Annotated in this window: 24 protein-coding genes and 1 riboswitch; of the genes, 13 read left to right on the top strand and 11 right to left on the bottom strand. The window is 67.8% G+C overall.

Translation table 11 applies throughout. The annotated features are described in order from the left end of the window. Positions 1 to 43: 43 nt before the first annotated feature. From ACVWZ7_RS20060 to ACVWZ7_RS20040, 5 genes are all read left to right on the top strand, one after another. The gene (locus ACVWZ7_RS20060) at positions 44 to 601 is read left to right on the top strand and encodes a dihydrofolate reductase family protein (RefSeq protein WP_456508892.1); all 558 of its coding nucleotides are present in this window, start codon (positions 44 to 46) and stop codon (positions 599 to 601) included. A 109-nt stretch (positions 602 to 710) separates the two neighbouring features. Further along, on the top strand, positions 711 to 1,481 hold the full coding sequence (locus ACVWZ7_RS20055) for a phosphatase PAP2 family protein (RefSeq protein ID WP_456508891.1): 771 nt from the start codon (positions 711 to 713) through the stop codon (positions 1,479 to 1,481). A gap of 12 nt (positions 1,482 to 1,493) precedes the next feature. Beyond that, a complete protein-coding gene (locus tag ACVWZ7_RS20050; RefSeq protein WP_425547241.1) occupies positions 1,494 to 2,216 on the top strand; it encodes a VTT domain-containing protein in 723 nt (240 codons plus the stop codon). Between the two features lie 5 nt (positions 2,217 to 2,221). Continuing rightward, a complete protein-coding gene (locus ACVWZ7_RS20045; RefSeq protein ID WP_456508890.1) occupies positions 2,222 to 2,896 on the top strand; it encodes a response regulator transcription factor in 675 nt (224 codons plus the stop codon). Beyond that, positions 2,889 to 3,896: a sensor histidine kinase gene (locus tag ACVWZ7_RS20040; protein ID WP_344367554.1), complete on the top strand. Its 1,008-nt coding sequence runs from the start codon at positions 2,889 to 2,891 to the stop codon at positions 3,894 to 3,896. The genes ACVWZ7_RS20045 and ACVWZ7_RS20040 overlap by 8 nt, the downstream gene beginning before the upstream one ends. Before the next feature lie 129 nt (positions 3,897 to 4,025). Here ACVWZ7_RS20040 and ACVWZ7_RS20035 read toward each other — a convergent pair whose 3' ends face one another. Beyond that, positions 4,026 to 4,700: a hypothetical protein gene (locus ACVWZ7_RS20035; RefSeq protein ID WP_456508889.1), complete on the bottom strand. Its 675-nt coding sequence runs from the start codon at positions 4,698 to 4,700 to the stop codon at positions 4,026 to 4,028. A gap of 4 nt (positions 4,701 to 4,704) precedes the next feature. After that, a riboswitch (cyclic di-AMP (ydaO/yuaA leader) is annotated at positions 4,705 to 4,903 on the bottom strand. 177 nt (positions 4,904 to 5,080) lie between these two features. Here ACVWZ7_RS20035 and ACVWZ7_RS20030 point away from each other — a divergent pair. The 3 genes from ACVWZ7_RS20030 to ACVWZ7_RS20020 are packed head-to-tail and all read left to right on the top strand — an operon-like array spanning position 5,081 to position 7,019. After that, complete coding sequence (locus ACVWZ7_RS20030; protein ID WP_456508888.1) at positions 5,081 to 5,335, top strand: hypothetical protein; 255 nt, start codon at positions 5,081 to 5,083, stop codon at positions 5,333 to 5,335. 35 nt (positions 5,336 to 5,370) lie between these two features. Further along, positions 5,371 to 5,808, top strand: coding sequence for a hypothetical protein (locus ACVWZ7_RS20025; RefSeq protein WP_344367551.1), 438 nt, complete (start codon positions 5,371 to 5,373; stop codon positions 5,806 to 5,808). After that, the gene (locus ACVWZ7_RS20020) at positions 5,805 to 7,019 is read left to right on the top strand and encodes a cation:proton antiporter (protein WP_456508887.1); all 1,215 of its coding nucleotides are present in this window, start codon (positions 5,805 to 5,807) and stop codon (positions 7,017 to 7,019) included. Before ACVWZ7_RS20025 ends, ACVWZ7_RS20020 begins: the two co-directional genes overlap by 4 nt. Positions 7,020 to 7,040: 21 nt before the next feature. Here the strand turns inward: ACVWZ7_RS20020 and ACVWZ7_RS20015 are convergent, their stop codons facing one another. Further along, complete coding sequence (locus ACVWZ7_RS20015; protein ID WP_456508886.1) at positions 7,041 to 7,751, bottom strand: DNA alkylation repair protein; 711 nt, start codon at positions 7,749 to 7,751, stop codon at positions 7,041 to 7,043. 114 nt (positions 7,752 to 7,865) lie between these two features. On the opposite strand from ACVWZ7_RS20015, the gene ACVWZ7_RS20010 reads away from it, so the two are divergent. Further along, positions 7,866 to 8,492 (top strand): DUF4430 domain-containing protein, encoded by a 627-nt coding sequence (locus ACVWZ7_RS20010; RefSeq protein ID WP_456508885.1) that lies wholly within the window; start codon positions 7,866 to 7,868, stop codon positions 8,490 to 8,492. Between the two features lie 209 nt (positions 8,493 to 8,701). Then, positions 8,702 to 9,865 carry a glycoside hydrolase family 16 protein gene (locus ACVWZ7_RS20005; RefSeq protein WP_456508884.1) on the top strand — a complete coding sequence of 388 codons (1,164 nt, stop codon included), beginning with the start codon at positions 8,702 to 8,704 and terminating at the stop codon, positions 9,863 to 9,865. Positions 9,866 to 9,881: 16 nt separating this feature from the next. Here ACVWZ7_RS20005 and ACVWZ7_RS20000 read toward each other — a convergent pair whose 3' ends face one another. Beyond that, on the bottom strand, positions 9,882 to 10,535 hold the full coding sequence (locus ACVWZ7_RS20000; protein ID WP_456508883.1) for an aspartate/glutamate racemase family protein: 654 nt from the start codon (positions 10,533 to 10,535) through the stop codon (positions 9,882 to 9,884). Between the two features lie 323 nt (positions 10,536 to 10,858). Between ACVWZ7_RS20000 and ACVWZ7_RS19995 the strand changes: the two genes are divergently transcribed. Beyond that, positions 10,859 to 11,122 carry a hypothetical protein gene (locus ACVWZ7_RS19995; protein WP_456508882.1) on the top strand — a complete coding sequence of 88 codons (264 nt, stop codon included), beginning with the start codon at positions 10,859 to 10,861 and terminating at the stop codon, positions 11,120 to 11,122. A 30-nt stretch (positions 11,123 to 11,152) separates the two neighbouring features. On the opposite strand, the gene ACVWZ7_RS19990 is transcribed toward ACVWZ7_RS19995, so the two are convergent. The 5 genes from ACVWZ7_RS19990 to ACVWZ7_RS19970 form a co-directional block, all read right to left on the bottom strand. Then, complete coding sequence (locus ACVWZ7_RS19990) at positions 11,153 to 11,914, bottom strand: glycoside hydrolase family 16 protein (RefSeq protein WP_456508881.1); 762 nt, start codon at positions 11,912 to 11,914, stop codon at positions 11,153 to 11,155. Between the two features lie 68 nt (positions 11,915 to 11,982). Next, positions 11,983 to 12,966: a dienelactone hydrolase family protein gene (locus ACVWZ7_RS19985; protein ID WP_456508880.1), complete on the bottom strand. Its 984-nt coding sequence runs from the start codon at positions 12,964 to 12,966 to the stop codon at positions 11,983 to 11,985. A gap of 85 nt (positions 12,967 to 13,051) precedes the next feature. Beyond that, positions 13,052 to 13,480, bottom strand: coding sequence for a nuclear transport factor 2 family protein (locus ACVWZ7_RS19980; protein WP_456508879.1), 429 nt, complete (start codon positions 13,478 to 13,480; stop codon positions 13,052 to 13,054). Between the two features lie 164 nt (positions 13,481 to 13,644). Continuing rightward, entirely contained in the window at positions 13,645 to 14,646 is a 1,002-nt protein-coding gene (locus ACVWZ7_RS19975; protein ID WP_456508878.1) for a zinc-binding dehydrogenase, read from the bottom strand. A gap of 58 nt (positions 14,647 to 14,704) precedes the next feature. Further along, a complete protein-coding gene (locus ACVWZ7_RS19970; protein WP_456508877.1) occupies positions 14,705 to 15,451 on the bottom strand; it encodes a TetR/AcrR family transcriptional regulator in 747 nt (248 codons plus the stop codon). On the opposite strand from ACVWZ7_RS19970, the gene ACVWZ7_RS19965 reads away from it, so the two are divergent. Further along, positions 15,368 to 17,932, top strand: a complete 2,565-nt coding sequence (locus ACVWZ7_RS19965) for an alpha/beta fold hydrolase (RefSeq protein ID WP_456509158.1) — start codon at positions 15,368 to 15,370, stop codon at positions 17,930 to 17,932. The genes ACVWZ7_RS19970 and ACVWZ7_RS19965 overlap by 84 nt on opposite strands. A gap of 12 nt (positions 17,933 to 17,944) precedes the next feature. Here ACVWZ7_RS19965 and ACVWZ7_RS19960 read toward each other — a convergent pair whose 3' ends face one another. From ACVWZ7_RS19960 to ACVWZ7_RS19950, 3 genes are all read right to left on the bottom strand, one after another. Next, a complete protein-coding gene (locus tag ACVWZ7_RS19960) occupies positions 17,945 to 21,415 on the bottom strand; it encodes a choice-of-anchor D domain-containing protein (protein ID WP_456508876.1) in 3,471 nt (1,156 codons plus the stop codon). A 472-nt stretch (positions 21,416 to 21,887) separates the two neighbouring features. Then, on the bottom strand, positions 21,888 to 22,526 hold the full coding sequence (locus ACVWZ7_RS19955) for a hypothetical protein (protein ID WP_456508875.1): 639 nt from the start codon (positions 22,524 to 22,526) through the stop codon (positions 21,888 to 21,890). Positions 22,527 to 22,628: 102 nt separating this feature from the next. Further along, on the bottom strand, positions 22,629 to 23,447 hold the full coding sequence (locus ACVWZ7_RS19950; RefSeq protein ID WP_456508874.1) for a nuclease-related domain-containing protein: 819 nt from the start codon (positions 23,445 to 23,447) through the stop codon (positions 22,629 to 22,631). A gap of 168 nt (positions 23,448 to 23,615) precedes the next feature. On the opposite strand from ACVWZ7_RS19950, the gene ACVWZ7_RS19945 reads away from it, so the two are divergent. Then, positions 23,616 to 24,311: a maleylpyruvate isomerase family mycothiol-dependent enzyme gene (locus ACVWZ7_RS19945; protein WP_456508873.1), complete on the top strand. Its 696-nt coding sequence runs from the start codon at positions 23,616 to 23,618 to the stop codon at positions 24,309 to 24,311. Positions 24,312 to 24,314: the final 3 nt, after the last annotated feature.

Below are 24,314 nucleotides of genomic sequence, written 5' to 3'. Positions count from 1 at the left end.
GGATTCTGCCGGGGTACGCTGGAAAAAACGCAAGGAGCGCCCGATGCGGAAAATTATTATGGCCATGCAGGTGTCCTTGGACGGGTTCTTTGAGGGCCCGGACCGGGACCTGAGCTGGCACATGGTCGACGACGAACTGCACCGCCACTTCAACGAGCAGCTCGCCGCCATGGGCGCCTTCCTGGACGGCCGCGTCACCTACGAGCTGATGGCGGAGTTCTGGCCGACAGCGGACGCCGACCCCGATGTCAGCGCCCCGATGGCCGAGTTCGCCCACATCTGGCGGGAGATGCCCAAGATCGTGTATTCCCGGACGCTGAAGCCAGCCGGCTGGAACACCACCGTGGTGCCGGAGGTCGTGGCCGAAGAAGTCCTGGCGCTGAAGTCGCAGCCGGGCGGCGACCTGGCCCTTGGCGGAGCGAATCTCGCGGACACTTTCCGGCGGCTCGGACTGATCGACGAATACTGGCTGTACGTCCATCCGGTTCTCGTGGGACGGGGTAGTCCCCTGTTCAAGCCTGAGGACAAAACGGTCCAGCTCCGGCTATTGGAGACCCGGACCTTCGGCAACGGAGTGACCCTGCTGCGCTACGCCGCGTAATCAGCCCTGCGGAACGTCCGGGCGGCACTTCTTAAGCGTTTCTTAATTGCCTCGCGGAAGAGTGGAAACCGGCGCCAACCTGGCGCCCTTGTCCCGAGCCGGAGGACCCATGACTGGACCCGTCCCTGTTGAACGCGATACAGCACTAGGTCGTACCGCCGCGCGGCCGCTGCTGCCGGCCCTCCCCCAGGTCCGCCACTGGTTGCTGCTGGGCCTCCTCCTCTCCGCCGCCGTCCTGGCTCTCGGCCTGGCGGCGCAGCTGACGCCGGGCTTCAGCGCCACCGAGCTCGGCGTCGATCAGGACCTCAGCCAGCATCACGCCGCGGCCCTGACCGCCGTCGCGATGATACTGAACGTCGTGTTTGGCCCGGTCGCCGGCGTCGCGCTGATCGCCGCCGTCGCCCTCTGCATCTGGCTGTTCCGCGGCGGACTGGTCAAGGCGATAGCATTCGGCCTGGTGGCAGTGTCCGGCTGGGTGGCCAGCGAATTCTTCAAGATCCTCGTGGCCCGCCAGCGGCCGAACCCCGCGCTGCTGTTCGATCCTTTGGCACCGGAAACCGGCTCCAACAGCTTCCCGAGCGGCCATGTGTCCTTTGCCGTCGCTCTCGGTTTCGCGCTGTATTTCCTGGCCCGCGGGACCCGCTGGGCCAAGGTAACGGCCTTCGCGGCCGCGGCGATGGCGCTCATCGTGGCGTGGTCCAGGCTGTACATCGGCGTCCACTACCCCTCCGACGTCACGGCATCATTCCTGGCTGCCAGCGCAGCCGTGGTGATCCTCACCGGGCTCTGGAACGTTGCCGCGCCGAAGATCGCGGACCGGCTACCTGCCCGTGCCATCGCCCGCCCGCTGGCCTCTGAGCCGGCATCTGAGAGGAAGTAACCCCTGCACACCGTGGACATTTCAGCCCTCCTTCCGGCCGCGCAAGCCGCCGGGTCACCGTCGCTGCTGGATCCGGCAAGCCTGCTCGCCGGTCTGGGCCCGGGAGCCCTGGGCGTCATCGCGCTCATGGTCTTCATCGAGTCCGGCGTGCTCTTTCCCTTCCTGCCCGGAGACTCGCTGCTCTTCACCGCCGGGCTCCTGCACCAGCAGCTGCACCTGACGCTGCCGGTGCTGATCGGCGTCGTCACCGCGGCCGCCGTCGTCGGGGACCAGGTGGGGTACATGCTGGGCCGCACTTTCGGCCGGCGATGGTTCAAGGACGATGCCCGGATCCTGAAGACGGCCCACCTGACCACCACGGAAGACTTCTTCCGGCGGCACGGCGGCGCCGCCGTCGTGCTCGCGCGCTTCGTCCCCATGGTCAGGACTTTCGCGCCGCTCAGTGCCGGGATCGCACGCTATGAGTACAAATCCTTCGTCCTCTGGAACATCACCGGCGCGGCGGCGTGGGCAATCTCCGTGACGATGCTGGGTACCTGGCTGGGACACTTTGACATCGTCGCCAAAAACATCGACGTCATCGCCGTGGGCATGGTCCTGCTCTCCGTCGTCCCGGGTATCGTGCAGTTCCTCAGGCGCCGCCGCACCAGCCGGCGCGCGGGGGTAACTGCCGGCGACACGGAGGCGGAAACCGGGGAGGGACTGCCGGCCCGGGAATTGGTCACGGAAGAATAGCTGACATGACAACCGCTGACCGGCCGTCCCTGCTGCTCGTCGAGGATGACGCCGCCCTGGGACCGCTCATCGCCGAGCTTCTGGACACGGATTACCACGTCCGGCTGGTCACCAACGGTCGTGACGGCCTGCACGCGGGGCTGACCGAGGCCTGGGACGTCATGGTGATCGACCGCGGTCTGCCCGTGATGGACGGCATCGCCCTCATCGGGGCCTTGCGGTCCAAAGGAATCGGCACGCCCATCCTGATCCTGACCGCGCTGGGCGACGCAGAGGAGAAAGTCAGGGGTCTGGACGCCGGCGCCAACGACTACGTGACCAAACCGTTCGACGCCGGCGAACTGGCGGCACGACTGCGCGCACTGACGCGCACCTATGCCGCAGTGCCGGCACCGCTGAGCATCGGGGACTGGGAACTTGACCCGGCGCAGCGCTCGATCCGCTCGGTCTACGGGCACACGGTGTCGCTGACCGCAAAGGAAGGGCAGCTGCTGGCAGCCCTGGCCGCGGAACCTGACCGGGTCTTCACCCGGGACGAACTCCTCTCAGCGCACTTCCATGCCTCCGACCAGCCGGGGGTGATCGATACCTATGTCCACCACTTGCGCCGGAAGATCTCCAAGGCCGTCATCCGCACCGTGCACGGCGTCGGCTACCAGATCGGCGATGCCCATGAGTAACGGCGGGGGCGCCGGCGAAACCCCGGACCACTCCACCCTGCGCAAGGCCTCCCTCAAAGTCGCCTTGCGGATCAGCGCCGCCTGCGCGGTCATGGTCCTCGGACTCCTCGCCGCCACGGCGCTGTACCTCGTCAACCAGCTGGCCCATCCTGAAGTTCCGCGTTCGGCATCGGCCGGGGCGGCCTACGCCTACCTGGATTCCCGGGACGTGCTCGAAGCCATGCTCATCGCCGGGGTCGCGGGAATCGTGCTGGCAGGCATCGTCGGATGGCTCAGCGCGCGCAGCGCCATCCGCCCCCTCGGCGACGCCTTGGCCCGGCAGCGGCGCTTCGTCCAGGACGCCAGCCATGAACTGCGCACTCCCTTGACCATCCTGGACACCAGGATCCAGCTTGCCCAGCGCAACACCGAGCCCGGCTCCAAACAGGCCCAGGACCTGGCCCGGATCCGGGAGGACGCGGCGACGCTGACCGGGATCGTCAACGAACTGCTCCTCGCGGCCACCACCGACGCCCCTGACCGCTCGGCAGCGCCTGCCGACCTCGCCGACACCGCCTCCGGCGTCGCCGAAAGCCTTCGGCTGGTCGCGGAGCAACGGGACGTGCGCCTGGACTTCTTCGCCGTTGCCCGGCCGCTGGCCAGGATCGACGCCAACGCCTTGCGCCGCGCCGTCCTGGCCCTGGCGGACAACGCCCTCTCCCACACCCCGCCGGGCGGCCGTGTGACCATCACGACGGCGATCGAGCAGAACCGCGCGGTCATCACCGTGGCGGACACAGGGACCGGGATCACCGGAGTGGACCAGGCCCGGATCTTTGACCGCTTCGTGCGGACCGCCAGCACCGGCGGAACACAGGGACAACGGAGCTTTGGCATCGGCTTGGCCCTGGTCCGGGAGATCGCCGTGGCTGCCGGAGGCGCCGTCGAGGTTGCCTCCACCGGCGACGCCGGCACGGTCATGAAGATGACGCTTCCGCTCGCCGCGGGCAAAAATGACTGAGAGACCGGGGGAATCCGTGAGAATCCGGACAAGGGAAAGACCGGCGATCGCTTGCCCCCAAGGGAAAATCGATCGCCGGTCTTTCCGGATTGGGTGGCCCCGGGAGGGGCCGTCTGGCCCGTGCGGGGTTTAGGCGCGGACGAAGGTCACGCCGCCGGTCGCGGTGAGCCAGGACAGCGGGTGCACGATCGTCTGGTTGGCGCCGTTCATGCCGCCGCTGATCACCTGGCCGTTGCCGGCGTAGATGCCGACGTGGCCGGACTGGACCACCATGTCACCGGGCTGCGGGGCCGCCACAACGGTTCCGAGGCCGAGGAAGGCCCGGGGCCCGATGTCGCCGACGGGCTTACCGGCCGCGCCAAGGGCCTTTTCCACCATCGCGGTGCAGTCCTGGGTGATGCCCAGCTGGCTGTATGCGGCAGAAAGCATGATGGCGTTGCGGCCACCGGCGGGCGCCGCGGCCGGGGCGGCCGCCGGAGCTGCCTGCACCTGTACGGACGGCGCCGCGGCCGCCTTGGGTGCTGCTGCCGGCGCTGCTGCGGGAGCAGCGGCAACGGGCTTGGGCTGTTCGATGACCGGCGCGGCGACAGAGCTTACTGCGGGGCGGTCGAAGCTGATCTTGACGCTTGAATCGGCGCTGACGGGCGCGCTGAGAAGTCCCTTGACGTCCGCGGCGGAGGCCGGGGCGGAGTCCCGCTGCACGGGTGCCGGGGCTGCGTTGGCGGCCATTCCGCTGGTAAGAACCAGGCCGGATGCGGCGGCGAGGACGGCGGCATGGCGCGCAAAAGTATTGATTGAAGACATGGATGTAGCCTCTCCCAATGCCTGCGAGGTGAGCTGTCGGATTCGGATGGGAGTCACCCGGCCGCACTCCGGGGCCCGTCGTTGCGGGCACTGTGCGGCTTCACCCCAAGGCCTGCGTATCAGCAGGCCAAAAGTGGTTTCCCCGTCTCTGCCGGTCGTTGGTGCGAGTTACCCCCGGGCCGCGGCAGAGTTAGGCAATCGGCTGGGGAGCGCCCGTATCGGAGACAACAGGCACTTATCCACCGTAGCGCGAACCGCAGGCGAAAGTCACATTCAGGTAACGGCCGCCACAGTGCGGTCCGGCAGTTGCCCATAGGGCGGTGCAGCTTTTCGACCATAAGATGATGCCATCAGCACCACCTTGGAAGCGGAGGCCCGAAATGAACAGCCACTGTATCGCCATCTGCCAGTTGAGCAACCAGCCCCAGGAGGATTTCGACGTCAATACCGAACTGCTGATCCTCGACGGCCCGGACGTCCATGTGTCCACATGGGATGCGGAGCCACGGGACGGCGGCTTCGACGAACACGTCCTGAACGACCGGGTGGACGCCCTCGGGTTTATGGTTGTCAACGACTGGGCATTCCTGGACGGCAAGGCCTACGCGGTGGTGGAACGGCGGTCAGGAACGTAGGCGCGCTGCCCCCTCCACGGGACTAGTCTCATTCCATGACAAAGGATTCGGACAAGGGCCATGAGGGCGACCAGGTGTTGTGGCGCGGGGAGCCCGAGGAACACGACTATCCGGCCGCCGGTCGTTATCTCTCGCTGCTCACCGATGACGCACGGGCCGCCGTCATCGTGGAGTCGTTGCGCCTGGCGCCCGTAACCCACCACGTGGCCAAAGACATCCTGCGGGCCTCAGGCCTGCCGCTCCTGACCCGGGACAACCCCCATGTGGCCTCCGACCTGGCCAAGATTGCCGACGGCCGCCCGCTCTCCCCCGTCCTCCTGGTCCGCGGGGACCTCGACGCCGGAGTCGCGGCCCAGATTGCCGACGGCTATCACCGGGTCTGCGCCTCCTACCTCACGGACGAGAACACCGACATTCCGGTGAAGCTTGTTGCCCCGATTGGCCCGGGGCCGTCCCGCAGTCTCGAGCCATGACCTTCCTGACCCTGGCGCTGATCGCCGTCGTCGCCCTGGCTGGTCCCCTGCTCGCGCTGCCGGTGCACTGGCGGCTGCCGGTGGTACTGGGCGAACTGCTGGCCGGGATCGCGATCGGACGGACGGGCCTGGGCCTGGTGAACCCGGCAGATCCGACGTTCAGCTTCCTGGCCAACATCGGGTTTGCACTGATGATGTTCGTGGCCGGAACCCATGTTCCCGTGCGGGATCCCCAAATCCGCTCCGCCCTCGGCAAAGGCACCCGCCGCGCCGTGGCGGCCGCCGCGGCGGCAGTGGTCGTCGGAACCGGCATCGGCCTGCTCTTCGGGACTGGACATGCTCCCCTCTACGTCGTGCTGCTGGCGTCCTCGTCGGCCGCGCTGGTCCTCCCGATCGTCGATTCTCTGCGCCTCGGCGGACCCGACGTCGTTTCCATGACCGCACAGGTGGCGATCGCTGACATAGCCTGCATTGTGGCGTTGCCGCTCCTGGTGGATCCGCCGCACGCGGGCCGGGCGGCCCTGACCGTGCTCACGGTGGCGGGCTGCGCTGTGGCGCTCTTTTTTATACTCCGCTGGCTGGAGAGCACGGGAATCCGCGGCCACGTGCACCGGCTCTCGGAGAACCGCAAGTTTGCCCTGGAGCTGAGGATCCAGTTGGCGGTGCTGTTTGCCCTGGCCGGTGTCGCGACTTTCGGCAACGTGTCCGTGATGATGGCGGGCTTTTCCTTCGGCCTGGTGGTGGCGGCCGTCGGCGAACCGAGGCGGCTGGCCCGGCAACTTTTTGCCCTCAGCGACGGCTTCCTGGGCCCGCTGTTCTTCGTCTGGCTGGGCGCATCCCTCACGCTCAAGGACCTGGCCGGGCATCCGGACATGATTGCGCTCGGTCTGGCACTGGGAGCCGGAACATTGCTGGCGCACGCCGGTTTGGCGTTCCTGGGGCTCCCCCTGCCGCTCGGCGTGTTGTCGGCGGCCCAGCTCGGCGTGCCGGTGGCAGCTGCGAGCATCGGCACGCAGCTTGACGTCCTGTTCCCCGGCGAGGCAGCAGCCCTGCTGATGGGTGCGTTGATCACCATCGCCGCGAGCGCAGTGGCCGGGTCACGGGCGGCCAGGAGGTTCGCGTTGCCCGCGAAGGCCGGCGGCGGCTCAAGCGAAGCCGGCAGCACCGCCGACCAATCTGATCCAGGCGATCCAAACGCTCCGAAGCACTGAACAAGATCGAGTAAGGGAACGTCACCTTCCGACGGGCGTGAACTGTAGCTCGGGTCTCCTCTTGGCCATTTCCGCCAGGACCCGCGTTACGGCGTCCCGCACCGCCGCGGCGTCGTCGGCTGTGGCGCCGTCGGCCTCCGTGTCGGCGTCGAACGTCAAACCCGCCGCGTCCTCGCCGAGCACCGCCCGCGCGTGGCGGACGAACCTGTCCCAATCCCCGGCGCCGGCGCGCAACGCCATCAGCGGCGAAAGAAGCGCGGCCCGGCGCAGCCAGGGATCGGGCTCGCGCACCCACCGGTCCAGCACGCTGTCGGCCCGCACCCTGCCCAGGACGTCCAGACCGTCCACGAGCGGCCCGACGACGTCGACGGCGAGCGGATCCACGAGGTCCGGCAGCCGAGCCTCCCGGATGAAGCCCTCCAGCCGGGTGAGATCCGAGTTGGTCAACAGCTTCACGTTGTCCTGCAGCAGCACGACTGCTGCGAGGCGGCGCTCGAAGACCGGCACCGCCCAGAGTTCAGAACTCAGTGCCGTGATCTCATCATGCGCGAGTCCGGAATACCGGCGGCCGGCATCCCGGACGGTCCCGCGCACGGCACCCACGGAGGCGCCGTAGAAACCGAGGCCACCGCCCCCCGGATTCTTTCCCAGCCCGTACCGCAGCGCCTCCGCACGGCTCCAGGAACCTTCCCGCTGCAGCGCGAGGTCAATGAAATCGCCAGCATCACTCACAGGTCCATTCTTTCCCCTCGGCGCGCGGGCGGGAAAACGCGTAATCGTGCCCCGCCGGCTGCGCCTACCTAGACTGATTGGGACAAGTTTCCGATTGAAAGCGGTTCTCCAGCCATGCACACCACCACCAGGCACCCCAAGCTGGCACTTGCCGTCGCACTTTCCGCCGTGACGTTGGGGGTGGCGTCGTGTGCTGCTTCCGGGCCGTCCCCCGAGGTGCCTGCCACGTCGGCGGCGCCGACGACCTCCACAGCCTCCGCCGCCGATTTTGGCCTCGACATCGCAGGGGCTCCCGGACGGATCGCCCAGGCCGGTCTCTCGGTGCTGACAGCCGAGGGGAACGTGGACCACTACCATGCGCATCTGGACGTGCTGAAGGACGGCAAGGCCGTAGCTGTGCCGGCCAACATCGGCATCACGGCCGGCCCGGACAACAGGGCCAACGGCATCTCCGCGCTGCACACCCACGACACCACCGGCGTGGTGCACATCGAGTCCCCCACTGCCGGCCAGGTCTTCACCCTCGGGCAGCTCTTCACGGAATGGGGCGTCCTCGGAGGCAGCGGCGCCCCGGGCACCGGGGCGGGATCGCTGGACGGGTGGACCCTCTACGTGAACGGCCAGAAGTACGACGCCGGCATCCGGGACCTCCCGTTGAAGGCACACGACGAAATCGTCCTGAGCTACGGCACTCCCCCGGCAAAGATCCCGGCCGCCTACGATTTTCCGTCTGGAGAATGAGGGGGCGCCGGGCCGCCGCATCCGATCAAGCCGCCCGACTCCGGCACTTGCGGCGACAAGCGCAGGTTTGCGGGCCAAGGTAACGATCCAGTAACGTAGGCGACTGGCCGCGAAGGCCTGGCCCGAACGCAGGGCCCCGGACTGCCCCTTGCCGGGCCCGGTTGCGCCGTTCGGCGTCTGCTCGCCCGTGCCCTTGCGGCAGGGGCCGGATGAAGCTTCCCGCACTGGCCGCCGCCCTGGCAGCGACGGTTGTGTGCGCCAGTCACCAAGCCCGGAGGGGTCCGTTGTTCACGAAATCACCGTCCAAAGATGCACCGTCCAAAGAAGCACAGTTCAAGACGACACACTTCAACAAAATCGCCATTGCGCTGACCATGGGCGCACTGTCCCTGACCGGGTGCGGCGCTGCTCCCACGGCAGGAGCCGCAGCCCTTTCCCCGGCCAGCGAGGCCTCACATCCCGCCGTGGCGTCGACGCCGTCGGCGGCCGCAGCGAGTAAGGCGCCGGCCACCGGGTCTGCGCTGAAGCCGGTCGGCGGGTCGGCCACTACAGCGGCAGATCCCGGAATCGTGGCGGCGCCGGCAGTCCCTGCCACACCCGCAGCCGCACCGGTCGATCCGGGCGCAGGGGGTGCCGCTCCGGCGGCAGCCGCCACGGGTTCGACGTCGGTCACGCCGGCCGCCGCGCCCGTTTCCGCCCAAGCCGCCGTCGCCGCCACCGGCGACGGTTCGCAGGCCGCCACGACCCGGGGCTGGGGTGCGGTTGTCGCGGGCGACGAGTTCTCCAACACGGGCGCCCCGGACTCCACCAAGTGGAGCGTCTTCAACGGAACCGGACATGCCGGAAAGGGCCTGCGCAGCCCGCAGGCGTGGTCAGTTGCCAACGGCGTGGCCACAGTCAGCGGTAACTCGGCCGGCACCACGGGCGGCATGTCGGCCAAATTTGCGCAGCAAAAGTACGGCAAGTGGGAGACCCGCATGCGGACCAACGCCCGGGACCCGAAGTACCATCCTGTGCTGATCCTGTGGCCGAACAACAACACCTCCCCCAACTGCGCCGAGATCGACTACGCCGAGGGCAGCACCAACACCGCCCAGATCAAGTTCTTCCTGCACTATGCCTGCAGCGGCTCGAACTTCCAGACCACGGCGGCCACGACCATCGACACCACCCAGTGGCACAACTATGCCGTCGAGTGGACTCCTGGCGGCATCACCGGCTACATCGACGGCGTGAAGACCTTCTCCGACACGAACCCGGCGCACCTGCCCTCCGTGGGCATGCACCAGACGCTGCAGTTGGACTGGTTCCCTGACGGATCAGCCACCAAGCCTTCACAGATGCAGGTCGACTGGGTCCGCGTCTACAAGTAGGCCTCGGTCGCCGGCTTCAAACCTTCTGGACTTCGCGGGCAAACACCGCTGAGACGAGCATGGAGCCGGCCGCCGTCACGGCGTCGATAACCGGCACCCCGAGCCGGCGGCGGAGCACGTCCGCCATGCCGATGCTGCTCAGGCCCGTGCTCGCTTGGACAATGACGTCGGCGCCGGCATCAACCAGCATGTGGGCCGCGGCGAGGGCATCGAAAATCCCGGCGGGCATCAGGAACGCATCGGGCGTTTCGCGCCGCCCTTCGCCGTCAATGAGCAGCATGCGGTCGCCCAGCGACTCCGCGATCGGGCCCGGCACATGGGCGCCCAGTCCCAGGACCCCGATCCTTCCGCCGAACGTCAGCGCGGCGGCCGCGGCTGCGGCTCCCGCCCCGATGACCGGGATATCCACGGCTGCCCGGGTTGCGGCCAGCCCCGGGTCCGACGTGCAACTGATAATCAGGGCGTCGGCCTCCCCGGCCATTTCCTGCGCCAACTGGACCACCTTGGGAGCCGCAGACTCGAGCGACGCCTGATCGTAGACGCCGGACGGCTGGTCCGGAATACAGCGGGAGGTGACGGTGAATCCGAATGCTTCCTGCAGGAGTTTGCCGTGGGCGTGGAGCAGGCGGCGGTCCGACGTCGTCATTACCCGGATCAGTCCAACACGCATGACGCACTACCTTTCCGAACGGATACCTTGCTGCGAGGCTACCCGGCGAGTATTTCCATGTGTTTTCGGGGAGATGACCAATGCACGCGGTGCCGGGAATTTTGGAGGTGGCGATCGCGGATGCGGGGCCGCTCAAGGCCTCGACGCCGTAACTTGTGCATCAGCTTGGCAAAAACTTCGCTAGCACTGGGCAAGCGCGTCCGGCGCCGTTGTATGGTGTGTCTCGGTGGTCCGCCTTCGGATCCGGGTCCCATACCCGGGATGGGGGGAAGTCGGAACACCGGTTCCGGGCTCAGCCGGAACGTTGACCAAAGGAATAGCCCATGTCGGTGGAGCCGTCGTCCACTCCAGGACTCCAGGAAGACCAGGATCGCGATGACCTGGCATTCGGCGCAGAGCATGCCTCAGGTGCGGCCGGAATCCGACATCAGGCCGCCAGAATCATCGAAGCCGTGCTCGCCGACACCGCGCCGGAGCACGACCGGGCCCGGGAACTGCTCCGCCGGCAACTTGACGCCCATCCCGGACACCCGGAACGGGCGTTGGTGGAACACCTTGCCGCCTTGAAGGCTGCCGTCGGAGAGTAAGCGCGGCTTCACCGGCTCACGTACGGGACCTCACTTGTAGACGCGGATCCAGTCGACCTGCATCTGGCTCGGATGGGTGGGATTCCCGTTAGGGAACCAGTCAAGCTGCACGGATTGGTGCATCCCCACGGTGGGCTGATGCGCCGGGTTCGTGTCGCTGAACCACAGCAGCCCATCGAGGTATCCGGTGATCCCGGCGGGAGTCCACTCCACGGCATAGTTGTGCCACTGGGTCGTGTCCATCGTCCGTGCGGCCCGGGTCTGGAAGTTCGGGCCGCTGCACGCGTGGTGCAGGTTGAACTTGATCTTGGTGGTGTCCGCGGTGCCTTCCGCATAGTCAACTTCGGCGCAGGTGGGCGATATGTTGTTGTTCGGCCACAGCATCACGACGGGATGGTATTGCGTGTCCCGCGCATTGGTCCTCATCCGCGCTTCCCAGCGGCCGTACTTCTGCTGGGCAAACTTTGCGGACATGCCGCCCGTGGTGCCCGCAGCGTCGCCGCTGACGGTCACCACGCCGCCGCCTACGGCCCAGGCCTTCGGACTCCGGATCCCCTTGCCCGCGTGCCCGGGGCCGTCGTAGACCTTCCATTTAGCGGGGTCCGGGGCCCCGGCGTAGCTGAACTCATCGCCCGCCACCACCGGCCCCCAGCCACGGACGACGGCGGCTTGGATCCCGTCGGATACTGCCGTCACGGCGGCCGACCGCTCGAGGGCGGGCGCGGCGCCGCACCCGCTCAGGGCCAACGTGCCTGCCGCGGTCAATACCGCAACCGTGCGCTTTGCCAACATCGGGCCTCCTGGTGTCTGCGATAGCTGGAGTCTGGAATGATGACAGGCTGAGCCAGCCATGCCCTTTTTTAGACATACTTGCCGAACCAGGCCAGGGTGTCGTTCCACGCGGCGGTGGCCTGCTCCCGGTTGTAACGCTCCCCCGTGTCATTGTGGAAGGCGTGGTCCACACCGGGATAAACCTTGAGCTCATGCCGGACCTCGGTTTTGGCCAGGGCATCCCGGAGCGCCGGCATGGCGCCGGTGATCCGCTGGTCCAGTTCGGCGTAGACACCAAAGACGGCCGCCTTGATGGCCGCCACCTTGTCCAGATCGGGCGCGGGTCCGTAGAACGCGGACGTAGCCTTCAAACCCGGGAGCGCCGTCGCCGCCTGCCAGGTGATTCCCCCGCCAAAGCAGAAACCGTTCATGGCGATCCGGCCCTGGTCGACGAAGTTCTGGGCTGCCAGATAATCGAAGGCCGCGGCGAAGTCGGAGACGTGCCGCCGGGCTCCGGCCTGGATCAGCGCTCCAGGGACAGCGTCCGGGTCCATGCTCGCAGTTCCGCCTTCCCGGCTCAGCAGGTCCAGGGCCAGTGCCGCATACCCGGCCTTGGCGAAGCGGCGCGCCACATCGTGGATATGCGGGGTCAGCCCGCGGTTCTCGTGGCAGACCAGCACGGCCGGGCCGGCCGGTCCATGATCCGGCCGCGCAAGGTAGCCGCTGATATCTGTGCCGCCAGCGGTGAACCGCACCATGGCCGTCGTGAGTCCGGCCGCTCCCTCGGGGACGGACAACGGACTCTTGGCCCCCGGTACCGCACCCGCGGACGACGCACGTGTCCCTTGCCCCGGCCCGGCCGAGGACGTAGCCGGCGTCGGCATGGGGTCCTTGCTGCGAGGAACTTCGTCGGGCGTGCAGCCGACCAGGAGCATCGCTGCCGAGGCTGTCGCCATGCTGCCTGTAATGAACGCCACCCGGCGCGTGAACGTGCCTTGGCTCATGGCGCCGGCGCGGTAGTCGTCGAAGAATTCCTCAATCAGATACTTCTCAAACTTGCCAAGCTGGATCATGATGGACCTCCTGGACTTTGCCGTTCATCCTCCTCCGAAGGCCGACTCCCGGCAAGTGATGCGGCTCGTCATGAGGCCAGCCCTATCAGTCCGCGGGCCGCGCGGGCTGATCCGGCCGGCGCCCCGCCAACGACTGCACCGTCTCGGCGATCCCCACGTTTTCTCGTTCAAGCTCTTCCATGTACAGCCGTCCGCCTGTTATGAGGCCGTCCTCGACCTCGAAGATCGTCACACCACGCATGTCGAAGGGCCGTCCGTCGCTGCGGGTGCCGGCCCAGGTCCATTCGTTCCACGCGGTGTTGCCGTGGTCCGCCGAGCTGATCACCTCGGCGTGAAAATCCGGAATGCCAGCGAACATCGCTGCCCAGTTGGCGTGCATCTGCCGCCTTCCCACGAAGGCCCTGGCCGGGTGGGCCGGTTGCACGCTCTTGTAGGACTCATGGAACAACGCGGCTGCTGCCTCGAGGTCGTGGGCATTCATCGCAGCCAGCAGGCGTTGGATGACTTCGCTCATGTGATCGCTCCTCCCCGCGGCAGGGGGCTTGCGCATATGCTCGTGCGCGGCGTTGCGCCCTGCCACGTTGTTGGTCGGGACTGTGCCCGGAAATCGGCGTGCCCCGAGCTTCAATCTACGCCCCGGGACTTCCCGCTTCCAGACCGCCACGTCACCGGAAGCCGCTATGGCTTGAGCACGATCCGAATCGGGTTGCCGTCCTTCTCGCTGAGCATCCGCACGGCTTCGGCGGCGTCGGCGAGCGGCATGATGCGGCTCACGGAGCGGGAGAACTCGATCCGGCCCAGTTCGTAGAGCGAGACGAGATCGGCCACGTCGGCGGGGGCCGAACCGTAGTGCCCGAGAATCTGCTGGCGGAGGTAGCTGAAGAGAGTCCCGTTGCTCACGTGCAGGGGTTGATCCGCCAGACCCACGAGCACCATCTTTCCGCCGGCGCCCAGCGATCCCGCCGCCTGCTCCCTGACGGCCGGCACCCCGGCGAAGTCGAACGCCGTGGCGAGTCCGCGGCCGCGCGTCGCCGCCCTCATGGCGGCCGTGAATCCGGCGTCGTTGGGGTCAAGGGCGACGTCGGCGCCGAAATCGAGGGCCCGGGCGCGGGCCGCTTCGAGCGGGTCGACGGCGATGATCGGAGCGGCGCCCACGAGCCGGAGCAGCTGCACCGCGTGGGCACCGAGACCGCCCACACCCCAGATCCCGGCCGGCTTGCCCGGCTGGATCCTGGCCGTCGAGGTGATGGCCGCCCACGGCGTCGAAACGGCGTCGGGGATGAAGCAGGCCTGTTCAAAGGGGAGGCTGTCCGGCAGCGGAACAACAGTTCCGGCCGAAGCGACTGCGTACTCCGCCCATCCGCCGTCGTAGTCCACGCCGCGGGTCAGAACGGTGCCGCCGCGCTCCTCGCCGGCATGGAGGAGCACCCGTTGGCCGAGCCGCAACCCCTCCACGCCGTCGCCGAGCTGGTCGATCACCCCGGCGACTTCGTGCCCGAGGGTCACGGTATCGCCGCGGAGGTACTGCGGCTTGAGCATTCCTTCGATGAGGTGGACGTCAGAGAGGCAGACGCCTGCCGCGGCGACGGCGATCCGTACCTGTCCGGGGCCGGCCTCAGGCTCCGGTACTTCCTCAACCGCGAACGTGGCGGTCCCAACGTCGAGTCGGCCTGCGAGCATGATCTCTCCTTCGAAAAGCGGCAGTGCGTGAGTGGAGTTTCCTCCGGCGTAGGCATTCCTAAGGGTCAGCCGGCACCGCTCCGTAGATGCTGGTGAGCCAGATGTGGAGCAAGGTCTCAATGGTGTCCTCAACGACGCCCGGGAGGGCTGGTGCCCGAAGCGCCGGTCCCGTCGGCTCGAGCCCGGTCAGCGCCGCCGTGATGACGCGCTCGTTGAGCAGATTGAGCGCGCTGGCGAGCAGCCGCGGCTCCGGTCCGGCGGGAGAAGCGCCGCGGTCGCGTTCAGCACCGATCGCCGCCGCTGTGGCGTCGATCCAGCGGTTCGTCAGCGTGGCCCACTCGGCAGCGAGTTCGGGTTCCGAGGAACGCGCGGCCGCAGCGGCCACCGAGACCCCCCGATGCGCCGCGAACGTCCCGGCGAAGGCTTCGATTGCCTTCCGCCAGGCGGCCGACGGTGCCGCGCTGAGGTCGCTGAAGACATCGGCCGTGCGCTTCTCGGCCTCGTGCGCCACCTGGTCCAGGAGGGTCAGCAGAACAGCCTGCTTCGAAGCGAAATAGAAGTAAAACGTCGGACGGGAGATGCCGGCGCCCCGGGCGAGGTCGTCGATCGTGACGTCCGCAAAGTCCTTTTCGCCGAGCAGCCGCTCGGCCGCGACCAGGATGGCCCGCTGGCGTTCGTCGCCGGACAGCCTGGCCGCCCGGCGTCCCCGGTTCGGAACGCCCTGTGCGGCGTCGTCGGGCGCGGCCTTCGCCGCCGCCGGTCCGGACGACGGCGGCGCAGTTTCTGCGGCGGATGCTGGGTTCATGCGGTCAGCGTAGCACCCTCTCGACAGGGTGTTGACTTCATCAACACCCTGTTCATAGACTGCGGGAAATCGGGGCGGCACCCATCGGCCGCGCAACTACCAGGGAGCACCATCATCGCCGAACATCTCGACGTCCTCATCGTCGGAGCCGGGCTCTCCGGCATCGGCGCTGCATGCCGCCTGACCACAGCGTTCCCGTCGAAATCGATGGCGATCCTCGAGGCCCGCGAATCCAGCGGCGGCACCTGGGATCTCTTTCGCTACCCGGGGGTCCGCTCGGACAGCGACATGTTCACGCTCGGCTATCCGTTCCGTCCGTGGGAGACGTCGACGTCGATCGCCCCGGGCGCGTCCATCCTGCAGTACGTGCGCGAAACTGCTTCGGCCTACGGCGTTGACCGCCTGATCCGCTACGGTCACCGCGTGGTGAGGGCCGATTGGTCCTCCGAAACCTCGTTGTGGACGGTCGAGGTCGGCCGCGGCGCCGAGGCGCCGGTCACCTTCACGAGCTCGTTCCTTTTCATCTGCTCGGGCTACTACCGCTACGACGAGGGCTACAGCCCGACGTTCCCGGGCCAGGACAGCTTCACCGGCGAGATCATCCACCCGCAGCACTGGCCGGCGGACTTCGACGCGACCGGCAAGCGGATCGTCGTGATCGGCAGCGGGGCCACGGCCGTCACCCTCGTTCCCGCGCTGGCAGCCACCGCGGAGCACGTCACCATGCTGCAGCGCTCCCCCGGCTACATGGCCGTCCTCCCGGACACCGACGACGGTTTCGACACCCTCGTATCCCGGCATGTCCCCCGGCGCCTGGCCGGCGTCGTCTCGCGTTGGAAGGGGATCGCGCGGGCGCTGCTGAGCTACCAGATCAGCAGGCGGAGTCCGGAAAAGATGAAGAGCATCCTGCGCCACCAGGTCACGAAGCGCCTGCCCGACGGTTACGACGTCGAGAAGCACTTCCAGCCGAAGTACAACCCCTGGGACGAGCGGCTGTGCATCGTGCCGAACGGCGACCTCTTCAAGGCCATTCGCTCCGGCCGCGCCGACGTCGCTACCGACACGATCGAGACCCTCACGCCGGCGGGGATCCGGCTTGCCTCCGGCGCGGAACTGGCCGCCGACGTCGTGGTGACGGCCACCGGCCTGAATCTGCTGCTCTTCGGCGGCATGGCCCTCAGCGTCGACGGCGTCCCGGTGGACCCGGCAACGAAGGTCACCTATCAGGGCATGATGCTGGCCGACGTGCCGAACCTGGCCTTCGCGATCGGCTACACGAACGCGTCCTGGACCCTCAAGATCGATCTCGTGGTGCACTACGTGGCCCGGATCCTGCGCCACCTTGACCGGAGCGGTCACACCACTGTGACGCCGGTGGCCCCGCCCGACGTCGGCGAACTCAGGCCGCTGATCGACCTTACCTCCGGCTACATCCGCCGCGGCATCGACCAGATGCCAAAACAAGGCGCGCACGCGCCGTGGCGGCTGCACCAGAACTACCCCCGGGACGTCAGGATGTTCCGGCTGAGCCGGCTGCACGGCAACGGCTTGCTGTTCAGCGGACGTGCTGTTCAGTGGACACGGCGCAGCGGCTCGTTCAAGGAAACCCCGCACGTTGGCGGCGTTGTGAGTGCGGACCCGGTGCTGGCGGCACCGCGGAGCATCGCCGTGGACGGCCGCCCGGTCTCCTACCGCGACACCGGTACCGGGTCCCCGGTCCTGTTGCTCCATGGCATCGGCCGGAGCCTTGCGGACTGGGATGAGCAGCACACGCTGCTGGGGGCCGGCCATCGGGTGATCAGCGTGGATCTCGCCGGGTTTGGCGGCTCGACGGCGTTGCGCGGACGGCACACGCTCGACGTCCTGGCCGCGTGGGTCTCCCGGTTCCTGGACGCCCTGGACGCTGAAGAGGAGTTGGGGGCCGTCGACGTCGTCGGCAACTCGCTCGGGGGCGCCGTCGCGATGCGCTTGTCGGTGCTGCGCCCGGAGAAGGTGCGCCGCCTCGTGCTGATCAACAGCGCCGGATTCGGCGCGACCGTGACCCCGGCGCTGCGGCTGATCGCGGTGCCCGTGCTCGGCCGGCTGCTCCTGCGGCCCTCGCCGAAGGCCGCGTACCGGACGGAGCGGGCGCTCTTTGTGAACCGTTCCTTCGTTTCGCAGGAGCGCATTGCCGCGAGCGTGGCCCGCGGTTCGCAGCGGGGCGCCATGCGGGCTTTCCGCGAAGTGGCCTGCGATCTTGGCACGTTCAGGGGGATCCGGCCGAGGTGGCGGTCGCGCCTGATCGCCGAGGTCGCCGCGGCAGGGAAGCCCGTGCTGATCCTGTGGGGCGACTCCGATCTCATTCTGCCGGCCGGGCACTTGGACGAGGCCCGCAGATTGTTGCCCGAGGCCCAAACGCATCTGTTCGAGCAGACAGGACACATGCCACACATTGAACGGGCCCGGGAGACAGCCGGACTGATCCGGGAGTTCCTGTACTGACGCCGCGGACCGCTAACCGATCACTTTCTTGGTGGTCGAGTTCCAGGTAAGCCGGCCGTATTCAAATTCCGACACCCGACCGGTGGAAATCAAATACTGGTCGCTGGTCGGATAGCCCAACCGGCTCGTCTCCCAGCCGAGGGATGCCCATTTGGCCCGGATCACACCCTGGACATTGTGCGCCCCGGTCGCCGGCGACCAGTAGATCGACGAACCGTTCGAACCGGAGAAGTGGTTGTACCGCCCCTTCTTGTCCGGGGTGCCCTTCTCGTCCGTGATCGGGTAGCCCAGCGCGCCGGTTTCCCAGCCCAGGGACGCCCACTTGGCCCGGATCGAACCCAGGACAAAGTGCGCCCCGGTGGCCGGCGACCAGAAGATCGAGTTTCCGCCGGCCCCGGAGAAGTGGTTGAAGCGCCCCGCGCCGTCCGCAGAACCGGTCGTGTCCGTGGTCGGATAGCCCAGGCCCGTTTCCCAGCCCAGGGACGCCCACTTGGCCCGGATCGCACCTGTCACCGAGTGCGCCTTGGTCGTCGGTGTCCAGTAGATCGATGCCCCGCCAGCGCCCGAGAAGTGGTTGTACCGCCCCACCCCGTCCGGGGTGCCCTTCTCGTCGGTGATCGGATAGCCCAGAGCTCCTGTTTCAGCCCCCAGCGCCCTCCACTTGGCCCGGATCGCACCCAGGACATAGTGCGCCCCGGTTGTCGGCGACCAGTAGATCGAGGCGCCGCCCGAACCGGAGAAGTTGCTGTACTTCCCTGCTCCGTCCGGGGAAAGCTGCTCATCGGTCGTCGGGAAGCCCAGGATGCCCGCTGCGCCGCCGGCGGCCCTGAACCGGCTGCTGATCTCGCCGACCACCGCGTGTGCGCCGGTCTTGGGCGACCAGCAGATCATCCCTCGGAAATAGTCCTGGCATTTCCCTCCTGCAACGTCGTATTCCAGGGTCAGCGAGCGGCCGAGGATTGACCCCGGACGTCCTGCGTTGGTCTTCCACGCGTAGGCCGCAATCGGGTCGTCGGTGCCGTTCCCGGTGAGCATCACCTTCAGCGCGCCCTGGCCGTCGTCGGCGGTGATCAGATAGTAAGTGTCCGTCGTCCCGGCCTGGCCGAAGGCCGACGGCGTGAAGGTCACGCTCTGGTATGCGGATTCACCCGCGGGAATCTTCAGTCCCTCGGCAATGGGTGTGGTGGTCGAGAAGGCTCCCTGCGGCGCCTTCGCCTTGGTGATGGTCATGGGCACGTTGCCGGTGTTCTGTATCTGGAACGCCCGTGTGGCCGAGGTCCCGACCGGGACGTCACCGAAGTCCAGCGAGCGCGGCATTTGCAGGTGCGCCGCTCCTTCGACGGCGGTCGCGGTTACCTTGACTGTCACCTTGCCGCGGTCACTGGCGACGACGAGCGAGTCGGTGACCGGCGTCGCCGTCGTGGGACTGAACATCATGGATACGGCCACCGACGCCAGGGGCTGGATCGTCTGACCCACGGCCGGCACCGTGGCCGGGTCGACGCTGAGCTGTGCGTTGACCGGCAAGGTGACGCCGGTGATCTTGACGACGGTCGTTCCGGTATTGACGATGTTGACCGTCTGCCGGCTGACCGTCTTGGTGGGTACGTCGGTGAACTGGACCAGGGCCGGGGTCGCGCCCAGGCCCTCCTTCGTGCCGACGCCGTGGACGCCGAGGAGGTCGGTCTCGCCGTCGGCGGTTTTGACGGTGAGCGTGCCATCGGCCTGTCCCGCGACCGTCGGCGAGAAGGTCACGGGAACCGTCATGCTTGCCCCTTTGGACAGCTTCCGGGGCAGCGTGAGCGTGGTGCCGACCTTGAACGGGGCACCGGCGGTGATGGAGTTGATCGTTACCGCCCGCGACGCCGTGATCGTCACGCTTCCGGTCACCGAGGAACCAACCTTGACCTGGCCGAGGTCGGTGTCCTTCGCCCCGACCGCTGATGTTGTCGGAGCGCCGAAGCCCAGGACGTGCCCGTCCCGGGTACCTACATACACACGGCCTTTGTCAGTGGCCACGGAGGAGAACTTGGCCCCCGTACCCAGAGGGGCACTGAACACTTCCTGGAGGTTCCCGGTGTTATCCGGGAGTGCACGGTAGGCGCGCAGTTCCGCGTCTGCCCCGGTGCCTCCGCTGACGTAGACCACCCAGACCAAGGCGGACGAGCCGTCCGTACCGGAGGACGTCACCACCGGGGAACCGGAACTGAACCCGAAGGTTCCGGCGGAGGTGCCGACGGCGGCGAGGCTGACGCCGCCGGTGGCGCCTGGCACGAGTTTGAAGGCCCGGAGATACCCGTTGCTCTCGACGACGTAGAGGTATCCGCCGGTGCTGGTCCCGAGAAACGCGGGCTTTCCCCATACTCCGCTGTAGGGACCGGCCTTGTCGAGGACGGCGTCAGTTCCGCCCGGCCCTTGCGCCATGCCGCCCAGATTGTCGCGGTCCAGCAGGTACAACTGGCCGCCTTTGCCGATTTGCGCCATCAGGTGCGGGTGCGCCGCTGTGCCGTAGCCGTCCGGTATCCCGACCGGCGCACCGGACCCCAGATCGGCGTCGTTGCGGTTCAGTTTCGCGTTGTCCGCCGGGCTGAAGAAGTCGGTGGGCTTCAGGTTGCCGTCGGTGCCGACGCGGAGCCGGACCAGCGACTCCGCCAGGGTAGTGGGAGGCTTCGTGCCCGGGCCGGCCTTCGGCGAGATGCCGTTGCCGGTGGTGAGCAGGATCTGGCCGGGGCCGTCGGACACCAGTCCGCCGCCGGACTGCCAGATGCCGCCCTCCGCGTTGGCGTTGCCGGATTCGGTCGCCCACATCGTCGTCTGCCGCCCGGCCGTCGACACACCGACGACGTAGCCGACGAACGGGGTGTAGTCGCAGTGGCTGGCGAATCCGGCGTAGACCACGCCGTTCAGGAGCAGCAGCCCGGGCCGCTGCATCGCGGTCATGGGGTTGAACGGGCGGGTGGGGTCGTTCGTCGGGGCGCCTTCGATGGTGACGGGAAATCCGGGCCGCTCCGCTCCTGTGACCGCGTCGAGGGAATGCATGTACCAGTGCGGGAGCTGTTTGGTTGCGCCGTCGTTTGTCTTCGCCAGCAGGAAGACGCTCTTCGTGGCAGGGTCATAGACCGGCGTCGACGTGATTCCGATATTGGGGGTGAGGTCACCGCAACTGACGGTCGACACCGGCCACGCCGGCCCGAGTTTGCGGGTCCATTTCTTCGCACCCGTGGCGCTGTCCAGTCCGTAGACGGCATTGTTTTCCGTCGCGGCGATCACGGTGCCGCCGACCACAAGGGGCTGGGCGTAGACCTGCCCGTCCACGGTTGCAGAGAACAGTTTGCCGAAGTTCGATGATGCGACCGCCGACGGCGAAAGCCCTGGCTCGTCTCTATCCCAGCCTGTCCGCAGCGAATCGGTGGAGATCGTCCCGACGTCCGCAGCGGCGATCTCGCTGACGGTCAGCCCGGCCAGTGTGAGCGAGGCCGACACGAGGGCGGCCCATGCGTGTCGGGACCACGGGCGGTGCACGGACTGCTTTGCCAGGAGCGTCGCCGCCCGTTCCTTCCGGGCATGTGGCGCCTCGCCCCTTCGCCCACCACGCAAACGGCCAGCGGAATGGCCGGACAACACCGAAGGTACTGTTTGATCATGCATGGTTGAGACCCGTTTCTGACCACTACATTGACTTTATTAACCCAGTACTCAGGAGCCTAGAAGTCGGGCAGGAACGGCGCGCGAGTGAGGCCTACTCGACTTCCACGGGGTGACTCTTGCTTTCTTGCGGGCGCTACTTGCCCGTCGTGCGGGCCCACCCGGCTGCCTACTTGCTGGGCCCGGATCCTCGCCCATCGCACGAAAGCCGCTACCTCAGTGGAAGCGGCTTTCGTCGTTTCATCATGTGCCCCGGTGATGCGGGGGTCAGGGCTAAGGTCCGTCGACTCGGGCCGTCAACGGCGGTCGTTCATTCGGGTGCGCGGAGGTGGACGATATGGGCGGCCACTGTCCACCCCGAGGCGGTGTAGTCGGCCACCCGGTGCGGGGCGAGGACTGTGTAGAGGGTGTCCGCGCCGTGCACATAGGCCTCGTCCGCGAGTGCCGCCACAACGGCCGGCTCAAGGCTTTTCGCGGATTCCGGCGTGAGGGTCTGCAGGCCGCCGATGACGGCCAGGCCCTCCTCGATCCTGATACGGCCGCCGGCAACGGGGTGGTCGAAAACGGATATTTCCACGACGTCGTACCGCTCCAGGGGCGCCTGGGCCAGCTCGGCGTTCTCGGGTAATTCAGGAGCAGCGTTCATCTCACCCGTGGGGGCAGTGAGCAGCACCGCCTGGTCTACAGGTTCCAGGCCCCGGGCTGCGGCGTAGTCCAACGCGTCCCCGGACTCCGCGGTGACCAGCGTGAGGACCGCCCCCGGATGCTCGCGGACGGTCTCTGCGGCGCGGTCCGCGTCGGTTCCGGGCCAGGCGAAGATGTACTCCGGAGGGGCCGGCTCCGTGTCCGGTGCGGTGACGAGTCCGGAGCCCTCCGGTGCTGAGGATTGTCCGCGGACGGCGGCCCAGGCGGCGGCCCAGAGCGGAAGGGTGTCCTGCCAGTCAGCCATGACGCGTTCTCCTTCAAATCTGTTAGGCCGAGGATACGCTCCTGCTGTGAAGAAGTCGCCGCGCGGGACTGCTGACGCAAGCGCCGCGCTGGAGGGTCTCCCCTACCGGTTGGTCAAAGCGTGCATGATCGCCGCGGCCCACTGGCCTCCGGTCAGCATCAGGACGCCGACGGCCGGTACGCCGAGCGCCCAGGCGACCCGGCGCCGTCGTGCCTGATCCACCAGGTCCCGGAGGGCGGCGAAATTCCGCTTGAGTTCATCAGGGTTGCCGCGCGCCGTCGGCTTCGTGTGCCAGGTCCGGGGCTGCATGGCCGCGGCGGCGATGCCGTGTACCTGTTCAGCGTTCAAGACGGGGTGGCGCCGCTGGAGAAAGCCCAGGAGCTGCCGTTCGCTCAGCACCATCACCTGGCGCGGCTTCTCCCTAACCGTGAGCCGCCGGGGTTCAACGATCACCACGACGCCGGTCACCTCGACTGCCGCGCCCGTTGCGGTGCTGAGGAGCTTCGAGGCCCGGGCGGCCTCGTGCGCGGCGTTGGAGAGATGGCGTTGCTTCTTTCCTGACACCATCAGGGTCTGCCCTGCCACCCAGATCGATTGATCCGCATGGTTTTTGGTGTTGAGGGTGAAAACGCCGGCCGGACCGACAAGCACGTGATCGATGTCCGACCAGCCTGAGCCGACCGGGACGGCATGCAGCACCAGCCATTCGGGCCCCAGCCCGGCCAGAATCCGTCCCACGGTAATCTCGCCCAGTGCACCCTTGTACCAGGGCCAGCTGGCGTCGTTCAACGGGCTGGCGCCGAATATCCGCCGGAGCCGCGAACGCGGCGGTACGAGCGCCTGGACTGCCAGGAGTTCCTCGATCACGGACTGCGCCGCAAATCGCTCGGTGAGCAGGGCAGGCGCGGGGTCTGCGATCATGGCTGCGGCTGTGGTGTGGGACGCATGCGAGGCAGCCTACGCGTCCAAGGCCCACACCGTGAGGAGGGAGCGTCGGCGCGCCGCAATCCTTGCGGGCAGCGCGGATGACGCCCCGGTCCCAGGCAGCGCGCGTGGGGCCCTCGCCGGGTGTCGCGTTAGGCTCATCCCATGGTCCCCGATCGCTACCTGGCCGAGCTTGCCAGCTCTCTTGACCGCCTCAGCACGCTCGCCCGCCAGCCGGTGGACGTGCTGGCCCGCTCCGTTCCGGCCTGCGCCGGATGGACTCTCGAGGAACTTTTCGGGCATCTCGGTTCAATTGAGCGGTGGGCTGCCGCAGTGGTTCGTGAGGGCACGTTCGTTGCGGAACCGGCCCCGCCGCCAGAGGGTTCGGCAGCCTGGTTCCTCGACGGCGTTGCACCCTTCTTCGAGACGCTCATGGCCCTTGATCCAGAGGCACGGTGCTGGACTTTTGGACCACCGCCGCGCACGGCCGGGTTTTGGCTTCGACGCCAAGCCCACGAACACGCCATCCACCTCATCGACGCATGCCAGGCGCTGGGCCTGGAAAGCCCTGCTCCCGGCGAGGACTTCATGCTCGACGGGATCGCCGAGGTCCTGACGATGTTCACCCCGCGCCAGCTTCGACTGGGCCGGATGACGCCCCCGGACAAGGCCGTAACCTTCCACGTGCCCGGGGCCGCGAGCTGGACCCTGGGCCCGGGTCCCGCCGTGGCATCAATTACGGCCCCGGCGGTTGGGATGTACCTCGGCCTCTGGGGCCGATCCAGGCTCGAGGATACTGCCATCATCGAAGGTGACGCCGCCGTTGCCCTTCGCGTCCTTCGGGGCCCGCTTACGCCGTGAGGC

The sequence above is a fragment of the Arthrobacter sp. TE12232 genome, assembly GCF_054062615.1.
This window is presented reverse-complemented; position numbering and strand designations above follow the sequence as displayed.